This is a genomic window from Vagococcus hydrophili (genome assembly GCF_011304195.1).
Lineage (GTDB): Bacteria > Bacillota > Bacilli > Lactobacillales > Vagococcaceae > Vagococcus > Vagococcus hydrophili.
Genome location: NZ_CP049887.1, coordinates 55,425 through 74,317, shown reverse-complemented (window position 1 = coordinate 74,317; position 18,893 = coordinate 55,425). Strand labels below are relative to the sequence as shown.

At 34.6% G+C, this 18,893-nt stretch carries 13 protein-coding genes and 1 pseudogene; 10 read left to right on the top strand and 4 right to left on the bottom strand.

The features are described 5' to 3' along the window. The first annotated feature begins 80 nt into the window (after positions 1 to 80). On the top strand, positions 81 to 2,444 hold the full coding sequence (locus tag G7082_RS00415; protein ID WP_166033208.1) for an HAD-IC family P-type ATPase: 2,364 nt from the start codon (positions 81 to 83) through the stop codon (positions 2,442 to 2,444). Between the two features lie 57 nt (positions 2,445 to 2,501). On the opposite strand, the gene G7082_RS00410 is transcribed toward G7082_RS00415, so the two are convergent. Then, positions 2,502 to 3,365: a YitT family protein gene (locus tag G7082_RS00410; protein WP_166033207.1), complete on the bottom strand. Its 864-nt coding sequence runs from the start codon at positions 3,363 to 3,365 to the stop codon at positions 2,502 to 2,504. A 424-nt stretch (positions 3,366 to 3,789) separates the two neighbouring features. On the opposite strand from G7082_RS00410, the gene G7082_RS00405 reads away from it, so the two are divergent. The 5 genes from G7082_RS00405 (at position 3,790) to G7082_RS00385 (ending at position 10,578) form a co-directional block, all read left to right on the top strand. Then, entirely contained in the window at positions 3,790 to 5,340 is a 1,551-nt protein-coding gene (locus G7082_RS00405) for an ABC-F family ATP-binding cassette domain-containing protein (protein ID WP_166033206.1), read from the top strand. Between the two features lie 137 nt (positions 5,341 to 5,477). After that, positions 5,478 to 6,260, top strand: coding sequence for a TraX family protein (locus G7082_RS00400; RefSeq protein ID WP_166033205.1), 783 nt, complete (start codon positions 5,478 to 5,480; stop codon positions 6,258 to 6,260). A gap of 213 nt (positions 6,261 to 6,473) precedes the next feature. Further along, positions 6,474 to 9,104 (top strand): pyruvate, phosphate dikinase, encoded by a 2,631-nt coding sequence (gene ppdK, locus G7082_RS00395; RefSeq protein WP_166033204.1) that lies wholly within the window; start codon positions 6,474 to 6,476, stop codon positions 9,102 to 9,104. 17 nt (positions 9,105 to 9,121) lie between these two features. Beyond that, positions 9,122 to 9,748 carry a helix-turn-helix transcriptional regulator gene (locus G7082_RS00390; protein WP_166033203.1) on the top strand — a complete coding sequence of 209 codons (627 nt, stop codon included), beginning with the start codon at positions 9,122 to 9,124 and terminating at the stop codon, positions 9,746 to 9,748. Further along, on the top strand, positions 9,745 to 10,578 hold the full coding sequence (locus tag G7082_RS00385) for a pyruvate, water dikinase regulatory protein (RefSeq protein WP_166033202.1): 834 nt from the start codon (positions 9,745 to 9,747) through the stop codon (positions 10,576 to 10,578). Before G7082_RS00390 ends, G7082_RS00385 begins: the two co-directional genes overlap by 4 nt. Before the next feature lie 67 nt (positions 10,579 to 10,645). Here G7082_RS00385 and G7082_RS00380 read toward each other — a convergent pair whose 3' ends face one another. Then, a complete protein-coding gene (locus tag G7082_RS00380) occupies positions 10,646 to 11,185 on the bottom strand; it encodes a DUF2179 domain-containing protein (protein ID WP_420825021.1) in 540 nt (179 codons plus the stop codon). Between the two features lie 151 nt (positions 11,186 to 11,336). On the opposite strand from G7082_RS00380, the gene G7082_RS00375 reads away from it, so the two are divergent. Beyond that, entirely contained in the window at positions 11,337 to 12,995 is a 1,659-nt protein-coding gene (locus G7082_RS00375) for a glycerol-3-phosphate dehydrogenase/oxidase (protein WP_166033200.1), read from the top strand. Between the two features lie 209 nt (positions 12,996 to 13,204). On the opposite strand, the gene G7082_RS00370 is transcribed toward G7082_RS00375, so the two are convergent. Together G7082_RS00370 and G7082_RS00365 are read right to left on the bottom strand one after the other, a co-directional pair. Then, a complete protein-coding gene (locus G7082_RS00370) occupies positions 13,205 to 13,915 on the bottom strand; it encodes an alpha/beta fold hydrolase (protein ID WP_166033199.1) in 711 nt (236 codons plus the stop codon). Between the two features lie 24 nt (positions 13,916 to 13,939). Continuing rightward, positions 13,940 to 14,751 (bottom strand): annotated as a pseudogene (locus tag G7082_RS00365) (NUDIX hydrolase). 340 nt (positions 14,752 to 15,091) lie between these two features. On the opposite strand from G7082_RS00365, the gene abc-f reads away from it, so the two are divergent. The 3 genes from abc-f to G7082_RS00350 all read left to right on the top strand — a co-directional run bounded on the left by abc-f (position 15,092) and on the right by G7082_RS00350 (position 18,865). Next, entirely contained in the window at positions 15,092 to 16,639 is a 1,548-nt protein-coding gene (abc-f, locus tag G7082_RS00360) for a ribosomal protection-like ABC-F family protein (RefSeq protein WP_166033198.1), read from the top strand. 276 nt (positions 16,640 to 16,915) lie between these two features. Then, the gene (locus tag G7082_RS00355) at positions 16,916 to 17,227 is read left to right on the top strand and encodes a rhodanese-like domain-containing protein (protein ID WP_166033197.1); all 312 of its coding nucleotides are present in this window, start codon (positions 16,916 to 16,918) and stop codon (positions 17,225 to 17,227) included. Continuing rightward, the gene (locus G7082_RS00350) at positions 17,228 to 18,865 is read left to right on the top strand and encodes an FAD-dependent oxidoreductase (RefSeq protein WP_166033196.1); all 1,638 of its coding nucleotides are present in this window, start codon (positions 17,228 to 17,230) and stop codon (positions 18,863 to 18,865) included. It begins immediately after the preceding gene. Positions 18,866 to 18,893: the final 28 nt, after the last annotated feature.

The following is an 18,893-nucleotide window of genomic DNA, read 5'->3' as shown; positions in this document are numbered from 1 at the left end:
TAGTATTGAAAAGTAAAATTGTTAAATTTTAAATATATAACTGACACATGATTAAAAAAATAAACGATTGAGGTAAGTGAATGGAAAATAAAAGCAAATACCCGGGTTTGACAAGTTCAGAAGTAGCTAATCGAAAAGCAAGAGGTGAGGCTAACACGTCAGCTCCTACAACGACGCGTAATTTTAGGCAGATATTAGCTGAAAACAGTTTAACTCTGTTTAATTTTATTAATTTAATTATTGCAGGTTTTATCATCTACACAGGCAGTTACAAAAATTTACTCTTTTTAGGTGTGATCATAACGAATACGTTTATTGGTATTTATCAGGAGATTAGAGCTAAGAAGAATATTGATAAATTAACACTTTTAAATCAAGCTAAGGCTGTTGTGATACGAAATTTTGAAAAAGTCGAAATTCCTCAAGACGAAGTAGTTAAAGATGACTTAATTATGATTAGGCGTGGGCAACAAATTATTGTTGATGGGGTTATCATCGAAACAGAAGGTATTGAGTGTGATGAATCTCAATTAACAGGTGAATCTGATCCTGTTGAGAAGATAAATGGTTCTGAGGTCTTTTCAGGTAGCTTTGTGGTGAGTGGTAATGCTGTAATGCAAGCAACCAAAGTGGGAGAAGAAAGTTATACATACAAATTAACAATGGAAGCTAAGCAAACCAAAGGAATTTACAGTGAGTTAATCATTATGATGAAAAAATTAATTCGCATTTTAACTTTTGTAATTATTCCAGTGGGTGCCATTCTTTTAACGACGAGTATTGCGAGCGGTGTTCATATTGATAAAGCTATTTTAGGAAGTACGGCAGCTGTTATTGGGATGATTCCAGAAGGATTAGTTTTATTAACTTCAGTCGCTTTAGCAGTTGGAGTGGTTAAATTAAGCAAACAAAATGTTCTGGTTCAAACCATGGGCTCAATCGAAACTCTTGCAAGAGTGGATGTTCTTTGTTTGGATAAAACAGGCACTTTAACGAGTGGTAAATTAAAAGTTGTTGAAAGCGAACCTTTTGCAGACGTTAATTGGACTGATTATGATTTTGATGAGTTAGTTGCGTCAATGATCCATGGGTTAGATGAAGATAATGCCACAGGACAAGCGTTGATGACCTACTTTAATCAACGGAGTACAAATCTAAAAATGGCTAAACAAATCCCTTTTTCATCTGCAAGAAAATGGAGTGCCATCTCATTTGAAGGTGAAGGTAGCTATTACATGGGAGCCCCTGAGTATTTATTTCAAACGTTTGAACAGGCTCAAATCGATAAAATGAAAGAAGCCATGGCTCACGGGTTACGGATTATTGCAGTGGCAAAAAGTGATACTCTCATAACAGGTACACAATTACCTGAAGACTTAACTTTACTTGGTTTCATTTATTTGGAAGATGAGATTAGACCAGAGGCACCACAAACGCTTCAATACTTCAAAGAACAAGAAGTAGATATTTGTATTATTTCAGGAGATCACCCAGAAACTGTGTCCCAAATTGCTAAACGAGCAGGTGTCTCAAACCCTGATAAAAAAATTGATATGAGTCAAGTGAAGGATGAAGATATACCTGAGTTAATAAAAGAGTACCGAATTTTTGGACGTGTCTCACCAGAACAAAAACGTTTATTAGTCGATGCTCTTCAAGCAGAGGATCATGTCGTTGGAATGACAGGTGACGGAGTTAATGATATCTTAGCCCTTAAAAAAGCAGATTGTAGTATTGTGATGTCGAATGGGAGTGACGCAGCGAAAGGAATTGCGGATTTTGTGTTACTCGATTCTAATTTTGATTCTATGGTAGGTGTGGTGTTAGAAGGTCGAAAAGTGATTAATAATATTCAACGAGTCGCCTCACTTTATTTAACGAAGACGGTTTATTCCATGGTATTAGCGGTGCTATTTATTTTCTTAGCATCCAATTATCCTTTCCAACCTATTCAGTTAAGTCCGATTAGCTCATTGACTGTTGGTATTCCGTCATTCTTCTTGGCGTTACGTCCTAACACAGCACCGATTAAAGGGAAGTTTTTAAGAAATGTCTTTGAACCAGCTTTATCTAGTGGATTTAGTGTGGTGGTCTTTTCTCTTGCTATTGAGATAATAGGGAACATGCTTAATTGGAGTTACGATGAAAAATCAACAGTAACAGTTTGGTTAACAGGTATGGTTTGTTTCATCGCTCTTCACTATATTGCAAAACCTCTAAGCTGGAAAATTTATGCTTTAATAGGTTCACTAGCAGCAATTTTTTTAGTAATATTTATCTTCTTTGCCAATATTTTTTCATTGGTTAATATTTTTGATTTCCATTTAATGGTGGTTTACGTGCCGTTAATGATTGCTGTGCCTTTTGTCTTTTACGGACTTAAAAAAATATTTCATTATCTATTGAATTTAGAACTAAAAGGAAAAATAAAATTTTTAAAATAGCAAAAAAATAGGTTCTTATCCAAATAATCTTGGGTAAGAACCTATTTTTATTAATGTTTAATCTCTGAATAAAGTAAAGCCTTTACCGTAAACTTCATTAGCACTTGAAATAACCATAAAAGCTTCTGGGTCAATTTCTAAAATGGCTTGTTTAATTTTTGTGTAGTCATTGTCACGAATAACCGTCATAATCATTTTTTTCTGATCTAAACGATGTCCGCCTTCAACTGGTAAATAAGTCACACCAGTTTGTTGTTGATGAAGAAGGGCTTCACGGATTTCTTCAAATTTAGGTGAGATGATAAATAGATTTTTTGATAAATCAGGTCCTACTTGAACCATATCAATCACACGAGCTGTTAAATATAAAGCAATCATCGCATATAAAACGCGTTGAATATCAAAAACAAAAAGAGCACTTAAAATAACTAAACCATCACAAAGTCCTGTTAAAAGACCAAGTTTTAATTGTGTATATTTCTGAATAATTTTAGCGATTAATGTTGTCCCACCAGTTGAACCATTTCCTAAGAAAACAAGACCAACACCAATCCCGATAGTTACTCCACCAAAGATCGAAGCTAAAATAGGGTCTGTTGTTGCAGGTTCCATGTCATGTAATAAAGAAACAAATAAAGGAACCAGTAAGCTACCTAGGACACTTTTCATGAAAACTTCCTTGCCTAAAATAAAGAAACAAAGAAAGAGTAAGACAATATTAACAGAATACAAAACAATACTTGGAGACCAATGTAAGGTTTCAAAAAGAATAATCGTTAAACCGTTAATTCCTCCAGAAACAATTCGATTAGGAAATAAAAAGGCGTTAAATCCTAAAGAGACAACAAAAGAACCAAGAGTAATTAAGAACATTTCAACAATTTTTTTACCAAACACACTATTTAATTTTTGTATTATCATAATAAATTCCTCCCCAAGAAGTCATGTTAACGCATTTAGGTTGACTTATCAACCGATGAAAACTATTTTTTGAAAAATTTCATGTTTGACGTACATTTTTTAGTATGTTATATTTCATTTAATAAAGTTAAGGGTGAGTAAAATGGTCTTGATTAGACGAATTTGCTCTGAACATTAGAAATAGATGAAGCATATGTTCAGAGCGTAAGAGAAATTTCTTCATCACTATTGAGAATAAGTAACTTAAAAAGACTGAAAATAACAGTCTTATTTGTTGATACTTCTATTCTAATAGTGATTGTGGGGAGGGCGACTTGAAAATGTTTCCGTCGTCTTCTCTATTTTTGTCTAGGATAGAAGTAGAGAGATTAACCACAAAATTTCGGTTAGTCTCTTTTAATTTGTAGAAAGAAGGAAAGAAAAAATGAGTATATTAACAATTACCAATTTAGATTATGAATTACCAGATAAAGTTTTATATAAAGATAGTGGTTTAAGAGTCAACAAAGGGGAGCATTTAGGCTTAACTGGAAAAAATGGGGCTGGAAAATCAACGCTTTTAAAGATGATTCAAGGAGAAGTTTTACCAGATGGGGGTCAAATTGTTTGGCAAAATAATTTAAGAATCTCTTATTTAGAACAACAACTGACTTATGATGAAGGGAATACAATTTTTGATTATTTGAAACGTGCCTTCAAACATTTATATGAGATGAATGATAAAATTCAAGAATTATATATGACGTATGCAGAGACCTATGATGATGCTTTGTTGGAAGAAATTGGTCAGTATCAAGATATATTAGAAAACAATGATTTCTATAATATTGAAACTGAAATCGAACGTGTTGCAACAGGTCTTGGGATTAATGCGATTGGTTTAGATCGTGAAGTGGATGCCCTAAGTGGTGGTCAACGTTCAAAAGTATCTCTAGCAAAATTATTATTAGAAAAAGCGGATGTGTTCCTTTTAGATGAGCCAACGAACTACTTAGATGCGGAACATATTGATTGGCTATCAGATTATTTAAATCAATTAGAAGATACCTATATTGTTATTTCCCATGACCGTGAATTTTTAAATCGTGTGACTAATTGTATTTGTGATATCGAATTCCAAACGTTAACAAAATACATGGGAAATTACGACGCGGCGATGAAACAAAAAGAAGCACAACAGGAACATTTGCATCGTGAATTTGAAAAACAACAAAAAGAAATTGACAAGTTAGAAACCTATATCAGAAAATATAAAGCGGGTAGTCGTTCAACCATGGCGAAAAGTCGTGAAAAACAATTAAATAGAATGGACCGCTTAACACCACCAGTTTCACCAAAACCAGGGCATTTCCATTTTCCATATACAGCTTCTCACGGAAATTTAGTCGTGGAAGTGAAACGCTTAGAGATTGGTTATAGCAAAAAAGCATTATTACCACCCATTAATCTATTGGTTCAAAACGGCGAAAAAATTGCGATTAACGGGTTTAATGGGATTGGGAAATCAACTCTTTTAAAAACGTTAATTGGTGAAATTCAAGCGATTAATGGTGAAATCGAATTATCAAGAGAAGCTAAAATTAGTTATTTCTCTCAAGATTTAGTTTGGTCAAACCCGCATCAATCTGCCTTTGATTGGATTAAAGAACAATTTCCGAAATTAAATAATAAAGAAGTTCGTCGTTATCTATCTCGTAGTGGGATTATTGATGACAATGTAACAAAAGCACTAGATCAATTAAGTGGGGGAGAACAAACTAAAGTTAAATTGTGTGGTCTAACCCTTAAGAAAAGTAATTTCTTAATTTTAGATGAGCCAACGAACCATTTAGATCAGGGTACTAAAGATGGGTTGAAACGTGCCTTAAAAGATTATGAAGGCACATTGATTGTCGTTTCCCATGAGCCAGAATTTTATAATGGCTTAGTAGATAAACAATTTGACGTCGAAAGTAATACGTTGACACATGTATAAGATAGAACGGAAAGCTGATCGTAAAAAGTCAGCTTTCTTTTTTATAACAAAAATGTAAGTTAGTTGTAAGATACTTCCATTAAAAATATTCTTAATTTCCTTTATGATATAAGAAAGGTTTGAAAGGGAGTTTTTTTATGAATCAACAAAAATATGGTATCACAGGCACACAATTAAAATTGATTGGTATTATCTTAATGGTCTTTGATCATGTTCATCAAATGTTTTACTATGCAGGTGCTCCACTATGGTTTGGTATGTTAGGTCGATTGGTGTTACCGATCTTTTTATTCATGGCAGCAGAAGGATTTCACTATACAAGAGATCGTAAAAAATATATGCTACGATTACTAATCGGCTTTTGGCTGATGAATGTTCTTACTTTTATTTTTAGTCGAGTATTTCCATTAGAATCTGTTGTTTTAATGAACAATGTTTTTGGTACGATGTTATTGTCAACAATGATGATGTCGATGATTGATAGTTTAAAAGAAAAGAAATTTTTAAAGGCAATCTTAATGTTAGTATTACCAGCTATTCCAACAGTTTTATTTTTGTTATTTTTAAATACAAATCCAATGTTAGCTGTTTATAGTTCAATGATATTTCCATCATTTATTACGGTTGAAGGTGGCTTTCTAGTAGTTATCTTGGGAGCTGTTTTATATCTATTTAGAGAAAAAAGAATTATTCAATACATCGCGATTTTACTGGTTGGTTTGATTTCCACAGGCTTTAATTTTACGAATCTTTTTTCTGGGAACCATCAATGGATGATGATTTTCTCGATTGTTTTAATAGCTTTATATAATGGGCAAAGAGGGAAAGGAAGTAAATATTTCTTTTACATTTTCTACCCAGCTCATATTTATATCTTGTATGTAATGTCCTATGTTTATACGACGTTTTTCTTGAAGTAACACTTTAAAACAGTATGATTCACTTATTAAGTATAAAACTTTTTAATAAAAAATTAATTTAACTTTAGAGAAGTTGTCGTGTCGGGTGTAGTCCTAGCGTCAGCTTCTTTTTTATATGTGCGTTTTATTAATTATATAATACATCTTATTGAAATTATATAAGACGTATTATATAATGTTTTTAGATTTAATAAAACGTTTGGAGGATTATTCATGACAAAAAATGTGTACAGTTTCAGTGAAGGTAATGCAGAAATGAAAGGGCTTTTAGGAGGTAAGGGGGCAAACTTAGCTGAAATGACGCGCTTAGGATTACCTGTTCCAGATGGTTTTACGATTACAACTGAAACGTGTATGACTTATTTAAACAATGAAAGAATGCTAACAAAAGACGTTCAAGATGAGATTGAATTACATTTGAAACAATTAGAAGAGCGTTCGGGAAAATCATTAAATGATCCAGAAAACATGATGTTACTTTCTGTCAGAAGTGGTTCTAAATTCTCAATGCCTGGCATGATGGACACGGTTTTAAATTTAGGACTGAATGACGAAAACGTGGAGCACTTGGCACGTGTGACTCAAGATGAAGAATTTGCTTATGATTGTTACCGCCGTTTACTTCAAATGTTTGGTGACGTGGTTTACGGGATTGATGGTTCTCATTTTGAAAACTTTTTAGAATTTTATAAACGAAAAAATAGAGTCAAACTAGATTCAGAATTAACGGCAGATCAGTTGAAAGAAATCGTTCATGAGTATAAACGCATCTATTTGGAAATTAAGAAACAAGCTTTTCCTCAGAATCCAAAAGAACAATTATTCGCAGCCATTGAGGCAGTGTTTAGTTCTTGGAATAATGAACGCGCTAACATTTACCGTAAGTTACATGATATTTCAGACGATTTAGGAACAGCTGTGAACATTCAACTAATGGTTTTTGGGAATAGCGGTCCAAATAGTGGGACAGGTGTGGCTTTTACAAGAAATCCATCAACAGGAGAGAATAAACTGTTTGGGGAATATTTAATCAATGCACAAGGAGAAGATGTAGTGGCAGGAATTAGAACACCACTTCCAATTTCAGAATTAAAGACAGCTATGCCAGAAGTTTATAAACAATTTTTTGAGATGTCAGAAACTTTAGAAAAACACTATCAAGATATGCAAGATATTGAATTTACCATTGAAAATAAAAAATTATACCTACTTCAAACTAGAAATGGTAAACGAACAGCTCACGCAGCTTTTAAAGTGGCTGTTGATATGGTGGAAGAAGGGTTAAAAACAAAAGAAGAAGCGATTTTAAGTTTGGATCCACATTCAGTCAATCAATTATTGCATCCGGTCTTTGTAGAAGAAGCATTAAAATCAGCTGAATTGATTTCAACAGTGGGACTTCCTGCCAGTCCAGGTTCTGCCACAGGTAAAATTTGTTTTGATGCGGCAGTGGCAAAAGAATGGTCAGAGCGTGGTGAAAAAGTCATTTTGGTGAGACAAGAAACCTCCCCAGAAGATATTGGTGGCATGGTGGTTAGTCAGGCGATTGTGACAAGTCGCGGTGGGATGACGTCTCACGCGGCAGTGGTTGCTCGTGGTATGGGAACCTGTTGTGTGGCAGGGTGTAGCGAGCTTGAAATTGATGAATTTATTAAGACGGTAACCTATCCTAAAGGTGTCTTAAAAGAAGGGGACATCATTTCAGTTGATGGAACAAATGGGGATTTGTATGTGGGGGAAGTTTCTCTTGAATTGTCTGAGAAAAACGAATACTTCGAAACAGTCATGGCTTGGTCCAAAGAATTTTCACGCTTAGAAGTTCGAATGAATGCAGAAATGACATCTGATATCGAAACAGGAATGGCTTTTGAAGCGAGTGGTATCGGTTTAGTTCGAACAGAGCACATGTTTTTTGCGCCCGAGCGTTTAATCGAAATGCGCCGTTTTATCTTAGCAAGTAATCAAGAAGAACGAAACAAAGCACTACAGACTATTCTAGGTTATCAAATTGATGATTTTAAAGAAATATTCAAAACGATTAGTGGTAAGTCAACGGTGATTCGTTTACTTGATCCACCTCTGCATGAGTTTGTTCCGTCAAAAGAAGGAGATATTCGCAAGATTGCTGAGGAGATGGGTGTTCAGTATGATTATTTACAACATCGAGTGAATGAACTACATGAAATTAATCCAATGTTAGGTCATCGAGGCTGTCGTTTAGCTGTGACCTATCCAGAACTTTACATCATGCAAGTGGAAGCAATCATCAGAAGTGCCATTGAACTAAAAAAATCAAGTCAGATGGAAGTTTTTCCAGAAATTATGATACCATTAGTAGGAATGGAAGGTGAGCTAAGTAGTTTAAGAACTAAATTAGAGAACCATATTAATCATATTATGGATTCTGAAGATTGCAGTGTTCCTTTTACTTTGGGAACGATGATTGAACTACCGAGAGCATGTCTGATTGCGGATGAATTAGCTAAAAGTGCCGACTTCTTTAGTTTTGGAACCAATGATTTAACGCAAATGACTTTTGGTTTCTCAAGAGATGACGCGGCCAAATACATTAATCAATACCTGGCAGAAGGGGTATTACCAATTGACCCATTCCAAACACTAGATGTGACAGGTGTGGGGGAATTAATTAAGATTGCTGTTGAAAAAACCAGAAAAACGAAGCCAGATATGAAAATTGGGGTTTGCGGGGAATTAGGAGGAGATCCACATTCCATTGAGTTCTTTGATCAACTAGGCTTAGACTATGTATCTTGTTCACCTTACCGAGTACCTGTTGCCTATCTTGCAGCAGCTAAGAGTGGTATCAGAATGAAAAATAAGTAAAAAAATGAGGGACTAAGATGGAGTTAAGTGAACGACAAAAATCAATTATTGAAATTGTGAAAGAAAATGAACCGATTAGTGGTGATAAAATTGCAGAGCATTTAGGTTTAACCAAACCAACCTTAAGAAGTGATTTAGCGGTTTTGACAATGACAGGTGTTTTAGATGCAAGACCGAAAGTAGGCTATATCTACTCAGGGTTAAATTTTGAACCTTTATTACATGATCAGTTGTTTGAAACCAAAATTTCAGAATTAATGACATCAAGTATTATTGTTTTTCCAAAAACGAGTATATTAGATGCAACTACTTCATTGTTTATGTACGATAGTGGTTCTTTATATGTAACTGATGAGAATACAGGCGATTTACTTGGATTGGTTTCGAGAAAAGATTTATTAAGAAGCTTACTTAATAATCAAGATAACGAATTATCAGTGGCTGTGATTATGACCAGAATGCCAAATATCATCGTCGCAACGCCTGAGATGACCATTTTAGAAGCAGGTAGTTTAATCATGAAACATGAAGTCGATTCACTTCCTGTAGTGGAAGAAAAAGGCTCAAAAAAAGTTATTGGAAAGATTTCTAAAACACGGATTATGCAACATTTTATTATGATGGGAAGCGAGAGAAACGTATGAATAAATTAAGAGAAAGACATTATAGACAAGTAAGATTGTTTGTTGTATCAGATTCCATAGGAGAAACAGCGCAACGAGTGATTAATGCTGTCTTAGCACAATTTCCAGATTTGAACAATTACGAAATAAAGAAATTTCCTTTTGTGGATTCCAAAGAAGTCTTAACGAATATTTTATCAGATGCTTTAAAAGAAAAAGCGGTCGTTGTCACTACTTTAGTCAGTGAAGAATTAAATGACTTATGTGCCGATTTTTCTAAAAGAACAGGCTTAGAGTACATTGATTATATGTCACCATTAGTTAATATTATTTCAGAAAGAACGCAAATGGAACCTTCATCAAAAAGTGGTTCTTTGTATCAATTAGATGAAGAATATTTTAACCGTGTGGAAGCCATTGAGTTTTCAGTGAGATATGATGATGGTAAAGACCCAAAAGGTTTCGCCAAATCAGACTTTGTTATATTGGGTATCTCGCGAACATCAAAAACGCCTTTAAGTATGTATTTGGCTAATCGTTCCTTTAAAGTATCTAATCTACCATTAATCCCTGAAGTGCCGATTCCTAAAGAGTTATTCCAAATCGATTCAAAACGAATTATTGGTCTAACAGCTGATCCTGAATATATTAAAAAGGTCCGTCAGTCTCGTTTAATTTCATTAGGATTAACGGGAAGTTCTTCCTATGTTTCGTTAGAGCGAATCAAAGAAGAATTGAAATTTTCACAAAATCTCTACCAACAAATCGGAGCGACTGTGATTAATGTAGAGAACAAATCTATTGAAGAATCTGCTCAGTTGATCGAGGAGTATGGAAGAACATTGTTATAAGAAGGGATTTCCCAAACATATAGTTAAAAAGCAGGGATTGTGATGGTTTATGTCACAATCCCTGTTTTTATTTTGATTGGTGTCGTTTAATCTTTTTTGTCCAAAAGCCACCAGAAATATATTTAGGTTCATGAGAAATGATAAACGCTCGCTCGTCTAGTTCTTTAATCAACCGGTAAAGACGTCGTTCATTTTTTCGAGGGGAGAGGATTTCTAAGACAAGGCGTTGACCGTCTTTCCCTTCTCCGTAGTGCTTGGTGACCCCAAAACCGTTATCTCTTAAATCAGCTGTAAAATTAGGTTTTAAACCATCATCTGGCACGATTACAGTGACCATAATATAACCTAGAGCTAAATAATCTTCAATTTTAATTCCCACACTAACACCAACAGCATACCCTAAGGCGTAAATAAAAATATTAAGAGGTTGATCAACATGATCCAAAACAAGAGATAAACCAACAATGTAAATCGTAATCTCAGCCATACTTACAAGAGGGGCGACAATTCGGTAGCCTTTCATCGTTAACATAAATCGCAAAGTGCTAAGGGTAACATAACAAAAGTTAATCACAAAAATTTGAATTAAAATTGACCAATCCATAATATTCCTCCTTAAATATTGTTAGTACCATCATGCTAGCACAAAATAAAAATTTGTGAACTAAATTAAAGTAAAATACTGATTAAAATAGAATAAGTATGTTAAAATATATAGTGTAAACGATTAATAACAAAAAATGTCTAGGAGTGATTTCATGTTATTTTCAAATAGAGAAAGAATTGATCATTTAGAAAAAATGTCACAAAATGAATTAGATGTTTTAGTCATTGGCGGGGGTATTACGGGTGCCGGTATTATTTTAGACGGTGTCGGTCGTGGCTTAAATGTTGGACTTGTTGAGATGCGAGATTTCTCATCAGGAACATCGAGTCGTTCAACAAAACTCGTTCATGGTGGACTTAGATATTTAGCGCAATTTGATGTGAAAACAGTCGCAGAAGTCGGACAAGAGCGTGCAGTAGTTTATGAAAATGCCCCACATGTTACAACACCTTTAAAAATGGTCTTACCATTCTACGATAAAGGAACATTTGGTTCATTTACAACGTCAATCGGTTTAGATATTTATGACCGCTTAGCACGTGTTAAAAAAGAAGAACGTAAATTTATGTTAGACAAAAAAGAATCATTAAAAAGAGAACCATTCTTAAAAGAAAAAGGCTTAAAAGGAACAGGAGTTTACGTTGAGTATCGTACAGATGACAGCCGTTTAACTCTTGAAACCATTAAAAAAGCCAATGAAATGGGTGGACTGATCGCAAGTTATGCGAAAGTTGTTAAATTACTTTATAGTAACACAACAGGTAATATCATTGGGGTAACTGTTCTTGATACTATAAACAAAAAAGAATACCCAATTTACGCTAAACGCATTATCAATGCTGCTGGTCCTTGGGTAGATAGTATTCGTGAGATGGATAATTCTAAAAAAGGTAAATTCCTACACTTAACAAAAGGTGTTCATGTGGTAGTCGATAATGCTAGATTCCCAATCACAAATTCAATTTACTTTGATACACCATATGGCGACGGCCGAATGATGTTCGCTATTCCTCGTGAGGAAAAAGTTTATATTGGAACAACAGATACGTTCTACGAAAAAAATCCAGCAGAACCTGAAATCAAACGTGAAGACGTGACTTACATTATTGAAGGTGTGAATCAAATGTTTGATATCGAACCTTTAAAATTAGAAGATGTAGAATCAGCTTGGGCAGGAGTTCGTCCATTAATTCATGAGGACGGAAAAGATCCTTCTGAAATTTCAAGACGTGATGAAATCTTTGTTTCTGATCGTGGACTTTATTCGATTGCTGGTGGTAAATTAACTGGTTACCGTAAAATGGCAGAAGAAATCGTTGATAAAGTCTTAAAAGACATGGAAAAATCATACGAAGCCGTTTATATTTCTTGCCAAACAAAAAATCAAGTTCTTTCTGGTGGTGAAGTAGGCGGAGGCCAAGGCTTTGAAGAATTTGTTAAAGATGGTATTCGCATTGGAACAGACAACTACAACTTGACTGAAAAAGAAGCAAGCCAACTAACACATCGTTATGGCTCAAATGTAACAAGTGTTTATCAATACTTAATGGAAGATAACCAAACATCATTAGACGATATGACTTATGCAATGCTTCGTTATGGATTAGAAGAAGAAATGGTGATTCACCCAATCGACTTCTTATTAAGAAGAAGTAGCACTATGTTATTTAACATTGAGAGATGTTTAAACATTAAAGAAGAAGTCATCAACTACATGTCACGCTACTTTGATTGGGATGAAGCAACACTAGAAAGGATCAAAGAAGAAGTCGAAGTCGAAATTAACCAACATACAGTATATTCGATTTAAAGACAGCGTGGATAAAAAATCGTTTTGCTCCGAGTAACTGGAAGAGAACTCAAACAATCCGCTTTTTGGATTGATTGAGTTTTCTGAAGTTACCGAAGGAGCAGATTTTTTATCCCGGACTACATAGCATGGATAAAAAATCACTTTACTCCAAGCAACTAGAACCACAAAAAAGAACCAACTCAATTTTTCGAGTTGGTTCTTTTTTTTTACGCTTGAGCTACATTCTTAGATAAAAAATTTAGGCTTAATTGATTGATTTGTGTTGGTTTTAATCTTGGGACAGAGTGTCCACAATTTTTAATGACTTTTAAAGTTGCATTTGGTAGATTTCTAACAAATGAACGCATTTTATCTGGTGTGACAATATCATGATCCCCCATAATAAAGAGTGAAGGGATTCTTAGCGCTCTTGTTTGCTCCGGTAAAATAGGTAGATCTTTACGAGCCAATTGAAAAACACGTGATTTCTTTGGAGAGCGTAAGATATTTTTAGCCATCCAATATAAATTATTCGACATAAAGCGTTGATAAGGAATCAACTGATTGAAAGTAATGTTAGGTGAAACTAAGATTAACTTACTCACAAATTCTTGATTATATGTGGCAAATGTTAAGGCAATATTTGCGCCATCACTAAAGCCGAAAAAGGCTGTTTTTTTAATTTTTTCATTTTTCAAAATCATTTTAATATCAGCCATGATTTGTTCAAAAGTTAGTTTATCTGTTTTGTTTTTAGAAAGACCATGGTCACGAGTGTCCATTAAGATAAGCTGGTAATGGTCTTTAAAGTAATCGATTTGACGTTTAAAGTATTGGTGAGAGCCGCTATTTCCATGAATAAAGAAAAGGGGTTCACCTTGTCCAATTGTACGGTAGAAGATGGGAGAACCATCTTTAGCAGAAATAATTTTTTCCATAACCAAACTCACTTCTTTCTAAAGTTAAAATTTTAATTCATAAATTTTAGAGGGACGACCAACACCAGTTGGCTTTTCTCCAATTTCTTTAAAATAAGGTAGAAGGGATTTTTTGAAATTAGAATGATCAATTTCTTTATAATCCAGTCCTAAAAATTTAGCGTAAACTTTTCTTGCTTCTGTAATTGTAAACTCATTTCCTAAAACACGCAAGACTTGAGGCTCGTGATACATTTTATTACACACACGATTAAAAGCTTTAATAATAATTTGTGAATGGTCAAAAGCCAAACTTTCTTTGCCAAGAGATTCGCCAGTTTCAATGTTTAAAATGATCTCAGCGTCCTCCTCGTTTCGTAGGTAAAGAAGGTTATCTTTTCTATCAAGGGAGAACCAAGTTGCATCAGACGCTTGATCGCCAGCTTTTAAAGGTTCTTCGCCGATAAAAGCCAAGTAACTCACTGTAATAACCCAACCACGAGGGTCACGTCCTGGTGTACTAAAGGTGTGAAGTTGCTCCACATGGCTATGAGTAATTGAGACGTTGGTTTCTTCTTTGGTTTCTCTGATACAACTATCAGAAGTTGCTTCTCCGTTTCTAACAAATCCCCAGGCAGTGCCCAGGAATTTTGGAAGGGATGGGTTTTTCTTTTGATTAGTAATAGTTTAAAGTCATCTGTTTCTTTATTGTAGCAAAACATAACCATATCAACTGTGACGGATGGCATGTCTTGAGTTGGAAAATGCTGTGTTTTGTACCAATCTAAGAACTCTTTTTCAGTACCTTGTGTTTCAAAATAGTGTTGTTCTGCTGTTTTTTGTATAGATGAAGACATAAAGAACTTCCTTTCTTCATTTGGTGGATATCGTTAACATTCTTATTTTAACAAATAAAATCAATGAATCAAGTAAATTTCTCTTGAAATAGCAAAACTAATTTGTTAACATGTAGTTAATTTGAAGAGAGGAATAGGTACTTAAGACTATGTGGAATTCATTCGCTAACTAATTTTTTGAAAAATTTTAAAAATTACAGTGGATGAGTGTGCTTATTTTACCTATATACTAACATGTGAAGCAAGAAAAAACTGCCTTTTTTGGTGTGTTTTTCTGTGAATTTTTTGTGTATATTTTAAAAGACATCATCCATTCGTAAAGTGAAAGGATGATGTCTTTATGTCTATAAAGATAATAAATTTAAAAAAATATATTGGAGAACGTTTATTAATTGATATTCCAGAATTAACGATTAGTTCTCAAAGTCGCATCGGAATCGTTGGGAAAAATGGCAGTGGTAAAACAACGCTCCTTAATTTAATTTCAGGTAGCGTTGAAAAAGATGAAGGCCAAATAATTTATTCTGGTAGTGTCTCAATCATTGATCAATTTTTAGAATTAGATAATTCTAAGAGCGGTGGGGAGCAGACGAAAGAAAAAATTCGCCAAGCGATTCAAATGGATGCTGAGATTTTACTAGCAGATGAAGCGACAAACCATTTGGATCAAAAGGGGCGTCAGTTTTTAATTAAGGAGCTCAAAAGATATCAAGGGAGTTTGTTAATGGTTTCTCACGACCGTGATTTTTTAAATCAAATGTGTGAGGAAATCATTGAGATTGAAGATAGTAAAGTGACTCATTATAGTGGTAATTATGATGCTTACCTAGAACAAAAGGAAATTGAAGAAAAAGAATATCAGAAGAAATTTCAAAATTATGTCAGAGAAAAAGAGCGTTTGACCGGCTCTATTCAGGAATTGCATGATAAAAGTACAGGGATAAAAAAAGCGCCTAAACGAATGGGAAACTCAGAAGCAAGACTACACAAGCGTGGTAAAGGTCAAACAGCCAAAAAAGCCTTATCTAAGCAAGCGTTAGCCATGGAAACACGTTTAGAAAAGTTAGAGGTTATTGAAAAACCATGGAAGAAACAACCATTAGTTTTACCATTTACAGAAGGTCAAAAGATCCATCGTCAGTTTTTAATAGAAGGCAGAAACGTTGATTTAAAAGTAGGTCAGAAAACCTTACTTAAGGATGCTACATTTGTAATTAAAACAGGTGAAAAAACAGCTTTAGTTGGTGATAACGGCAGTGGAAAAACCACACTTTTAAAAGCAATACTAGATAAGGAAAGTCAATTAGATATCGCTCAAAAAGCGGAGTTTGCTTACTTTAGTCAAAGTTTAAATCAACTAGATGAAGAGAAAACGATTTTTGAAAATGTGAATCAGACATCAATTTATGAACCGCAAGTTGCAAGGGATTTACTGGCACATTTATTGTTCAGAGGAACGACAGTGAATAAACAAGTGAATGTTTTAAGTGGTGGCGAGCGGACTAAAGTTGCGATTGCTAAAATGATTCTAGGAAAAAGTAATGTGCTTATTTTAGATGAACCGACGAATCATTTAGATATTGAGTCATTGCAAGTTTTGGAGGAGGCTTTGATTGCCTATCAAGGTTCCATTATTTTTGTGAGCCATGATCAATATTTTGTAAAAAAAGTAGCAGATACAGTGCTTGAAATAAAAAATCAACAAGTAATCAATTTGACTAATCAAAAACAAATCAAACCACGCTCTCAAAAAAAAGAGCAAAAAATGGTTCTTGAAATGCGCAAAACAAGTTTACTTTCAAAACTAACCATGGGAAGTGATGAAGCAACTAAAAATGCTTTGGAAATCGAATTAAAAGAGGTATTAGAACAACTAAGAAGCAATTAAGAGATAGAGAAGGGAATTTCTTTCTCTTTTTATTTCCTCCAGTTGCTTGTAGCCAATCGCATTTTTCATCATTCTTTATTAGTCGTGATTCAAAAGGCAGCTACTGCGGCAACTTCAAAAATAAAAAAGAATCCCAAACCCGTGGATTAATTTTTATTTCCTCCAGCTGCTTGTAGCTAAACGCCTTTTTCATCACTTTTTCTTTTCTGAGCATTTTTCTTTTCTTTTTATAGGGCAGGGGGTATATTAGGTGTGTCAACAAGATGGAGGAACGTTATGTTTTTATTTAAAAAAGTACCTAGTATTACTATGAGTCAATTAGAAGAGAAGTTAAAGAAACCAATTGAATTAATCGATGTTAGAAGTGAGATGGAGTTTGAGAGTGGTCATATCGCCAAGGCTAAAAATATTCCACTTAACCGTATTTCAGGCTATAAGAAAAAAACAGACCAACCTGTGTATGTGATTTGTCAGTCTGGTGCTAGAAGTAAGCAAGCAGCTGATTTATTAATCAAGCAAGGTTATGATGCTTTTAATGTTCAAGGTGGCATGAATGTTTGGCGAAATTCTGTAAAGGTGGGAAAATAAATGAGTAGAACAGTTATTGTTGGTGGTGTTGCTGGAGGCATGTCTTGTGCGACTAGATTACGTCGTTTGGATGAAACTAGAGAAATTATCATTATTGAAAAAGGACCAGATGTTTCTTTTGCCAATTGTGGATTACCCTACTACGTATCTGGCGAAATTAAAGAGCGTAGCAGTTTGTTAGTTCAAACGCCACAATCGTTAAAAGCAAGATTTAACTTAGATGTTCGTGTGTCTTCAGAAGTTATTAGCGTTGATTCTGATCAGAAAACTATTGAAGTTAAAACAGATGAAGATATTTATACATTAAGTTACGATCAATTAGTTTTATCACCAGGCGCAAAACCATTTATTCCACCGTTAGAGGGAATTGAAACGGCAGACAATTTATTTACTTTAAGAAATGTACCTGATGTTGATAAGATTGTGACAGCTATTGAAGAAACCAAACCTAAAAAAGCAGCAGTGATTGGTGCGGGATTTATTGGGTTAGAGATGGCAGAAAGTTTGGCAAATCGCGGAGTTGAAGTGACGATTATTGAAATGGCACCTCATGTTCTTCCAACGGTTGATTATGAGATGGCAGCATTTGCTCATAATGAGCTTGTGGCTAATGGTTTAACTGTCTTAACAGAAACGAGCGTTGTTGCTATTGAGGATGAAGGAAAGTCTCTCGTTTTAGCAACAGGAGAAAAGATAGCTACCGATTTAATTATTTTGTCAGTTGGTGTTCGACCAGAGAATGGTTTAGCTGAATTTGCGGGAATTGAATTAGGCATGCGTGGCGGTATTTTAGTTGATGAAGACTATCAAACCTCTGTTAAAGATATCTATGCTGTAGGAGATGCGATTATTGTGAAGCATCAAATTACTAAAGAAGATACAATGATTGCACTAGCCTCACCAGCCAATCGTCAAGGTCGCCAAGTTGCTGATATTTTAGGTGGGATGAAACGTAAGAATAAAGGCAGTATTGGCACAGCTATTGTACGTGTCTTTAATCAAGCGGTTGCCTCAACAGGTTTAACGGAAAGACAACTCCAAGCTCTAAATTATGAGTTTAAAGTGGTTCATATTGATGGGAAAAATCATGCAGGGTATTATCCAAATGCAAGTATGGTTTTCTTGAAATTATTGTTTAACCCAACAACAGGGGAAATTTACGGAGCACAAGCTGTCGGACAAGATGGTGCTGATAAACGAATCGATATTATCGCTACAGCAATTAAAGCGGGTATGACAGTGGATGAACTGCCTGAGTTAGAATTAACCTATGCACCTCCGTTTGGTTCAGCAAAAGATGTGGTAAATATGGCAGGCTATGCAGCGCTGAATATTATGGAAGGCGTGACAGATAATATTCAATTATCGGAACTATCTGAGAAACGTGATTCTGGTGCTTATTTACTAGACGTGAGAACACCTACTGAGTTTGAAAAGGGTAATATTCCAGGATTTGTTAACTTGCCTTTAAATGAGTTGAGAGAGAGAATGACTGAACTTCCAAAAGATAAAGAAATCATTGTCAGTTGTCATAGTGGTCAAAGAAGTTACATTGCTTCTAGAATGCTCGTTCAAAATGGCTATCAAGTTAAAAATTTAGATGGCTCACATTTGCTTTATTCTACTGTTAACGGCTAAAATAGAGTGGAGAAGTTTTTAGGAGGTA

Excerpts from the sequence above, each read along its gene's own strand:
- G7082_RS00415 (WP_166033208.1), top strand. The coding sequence starts at position 81 with ATGGAAAATAAAAGCAAATACCCGGGTTTGACAAGTTCAGAAGTAGCT.
- G7082_RS00385 (WP_166033202.1), top strand. The coding sequence starts at position 9,745 with ATGAATAAATTAAGAGAAAGACATTATAGACAAGTAAGATTGTTTGTT.
- G7082_RS00350 (WP_166033196.1), top strand. The coding sequence starts at position 17,228 with ATGAGTAGAACAGTTATTGTTGGTGGTGTTGCTGGAGGCATGTCTTGT.
- G7082_RS00355 (WP_166033197.1), top strand. The coding sequence starts at position 16,916 with ATGTTTTTATTTAAAAAAGTACCTAGTATTACTATGAGTCAATTAGAA.
- G7082_RS00410 (WP_166033207.1), bottom strand. The coding sequence starts at position 3,365 with ATGATAATACAAAAATTAAATAGTGTGTTTGGTAAAAAAATTGTTGAA.
- abc-f (WP_166033198.1), top strand. The coding sequence starts at position 15,092 with ATGTCTATAAAGATAATAAATTTAAAAAAATATATTGGAGAACGTTTA.
- G7082_RS00390 (WP_166033203.1), top strand. The coding sequence starts at position 9,122 with ATGGAGTTAAGTGAACGACAAAAATCAATTATTGAAATTGTGAAAGAA.
- ppdK (WP_166033204.1), top strand. The coding sequence starts at position 6,474 with ATGACAAAAAATGTGTACAGTTTCAGTGAAGGTAATGCAGAAATGAAA.
- G7082_RS00370 (WP_166033199.1), bottom strand. The coding sequence starts at position 13,915 with ATGGAAAAAATTATTTCTGCTAAAGATGGTTCTCCCATCTTCTACCGT.
- G7082_RS00375 (WP_166033200.1), top strand. The coding sequence starts at position 11,337 with ATGTTATTTTCAAATAGAGAAAGAATTGATCATTTAGAAAAAATGTCA.
- G7082_RS00405 (WP_166033206.1), top strand. The coding sequence starts at position 3,790 with ATGAGTATATTAACAATTACCAATTTAGATTATGAATTACCAGATAAA.
- G7082_RS00400 (WP_166033205.1), top strand. The coding sequence starts at position 5,478 with ATGAATCAACAAAAATATGGTATCACAGGCACACAATTAAAATTGATT.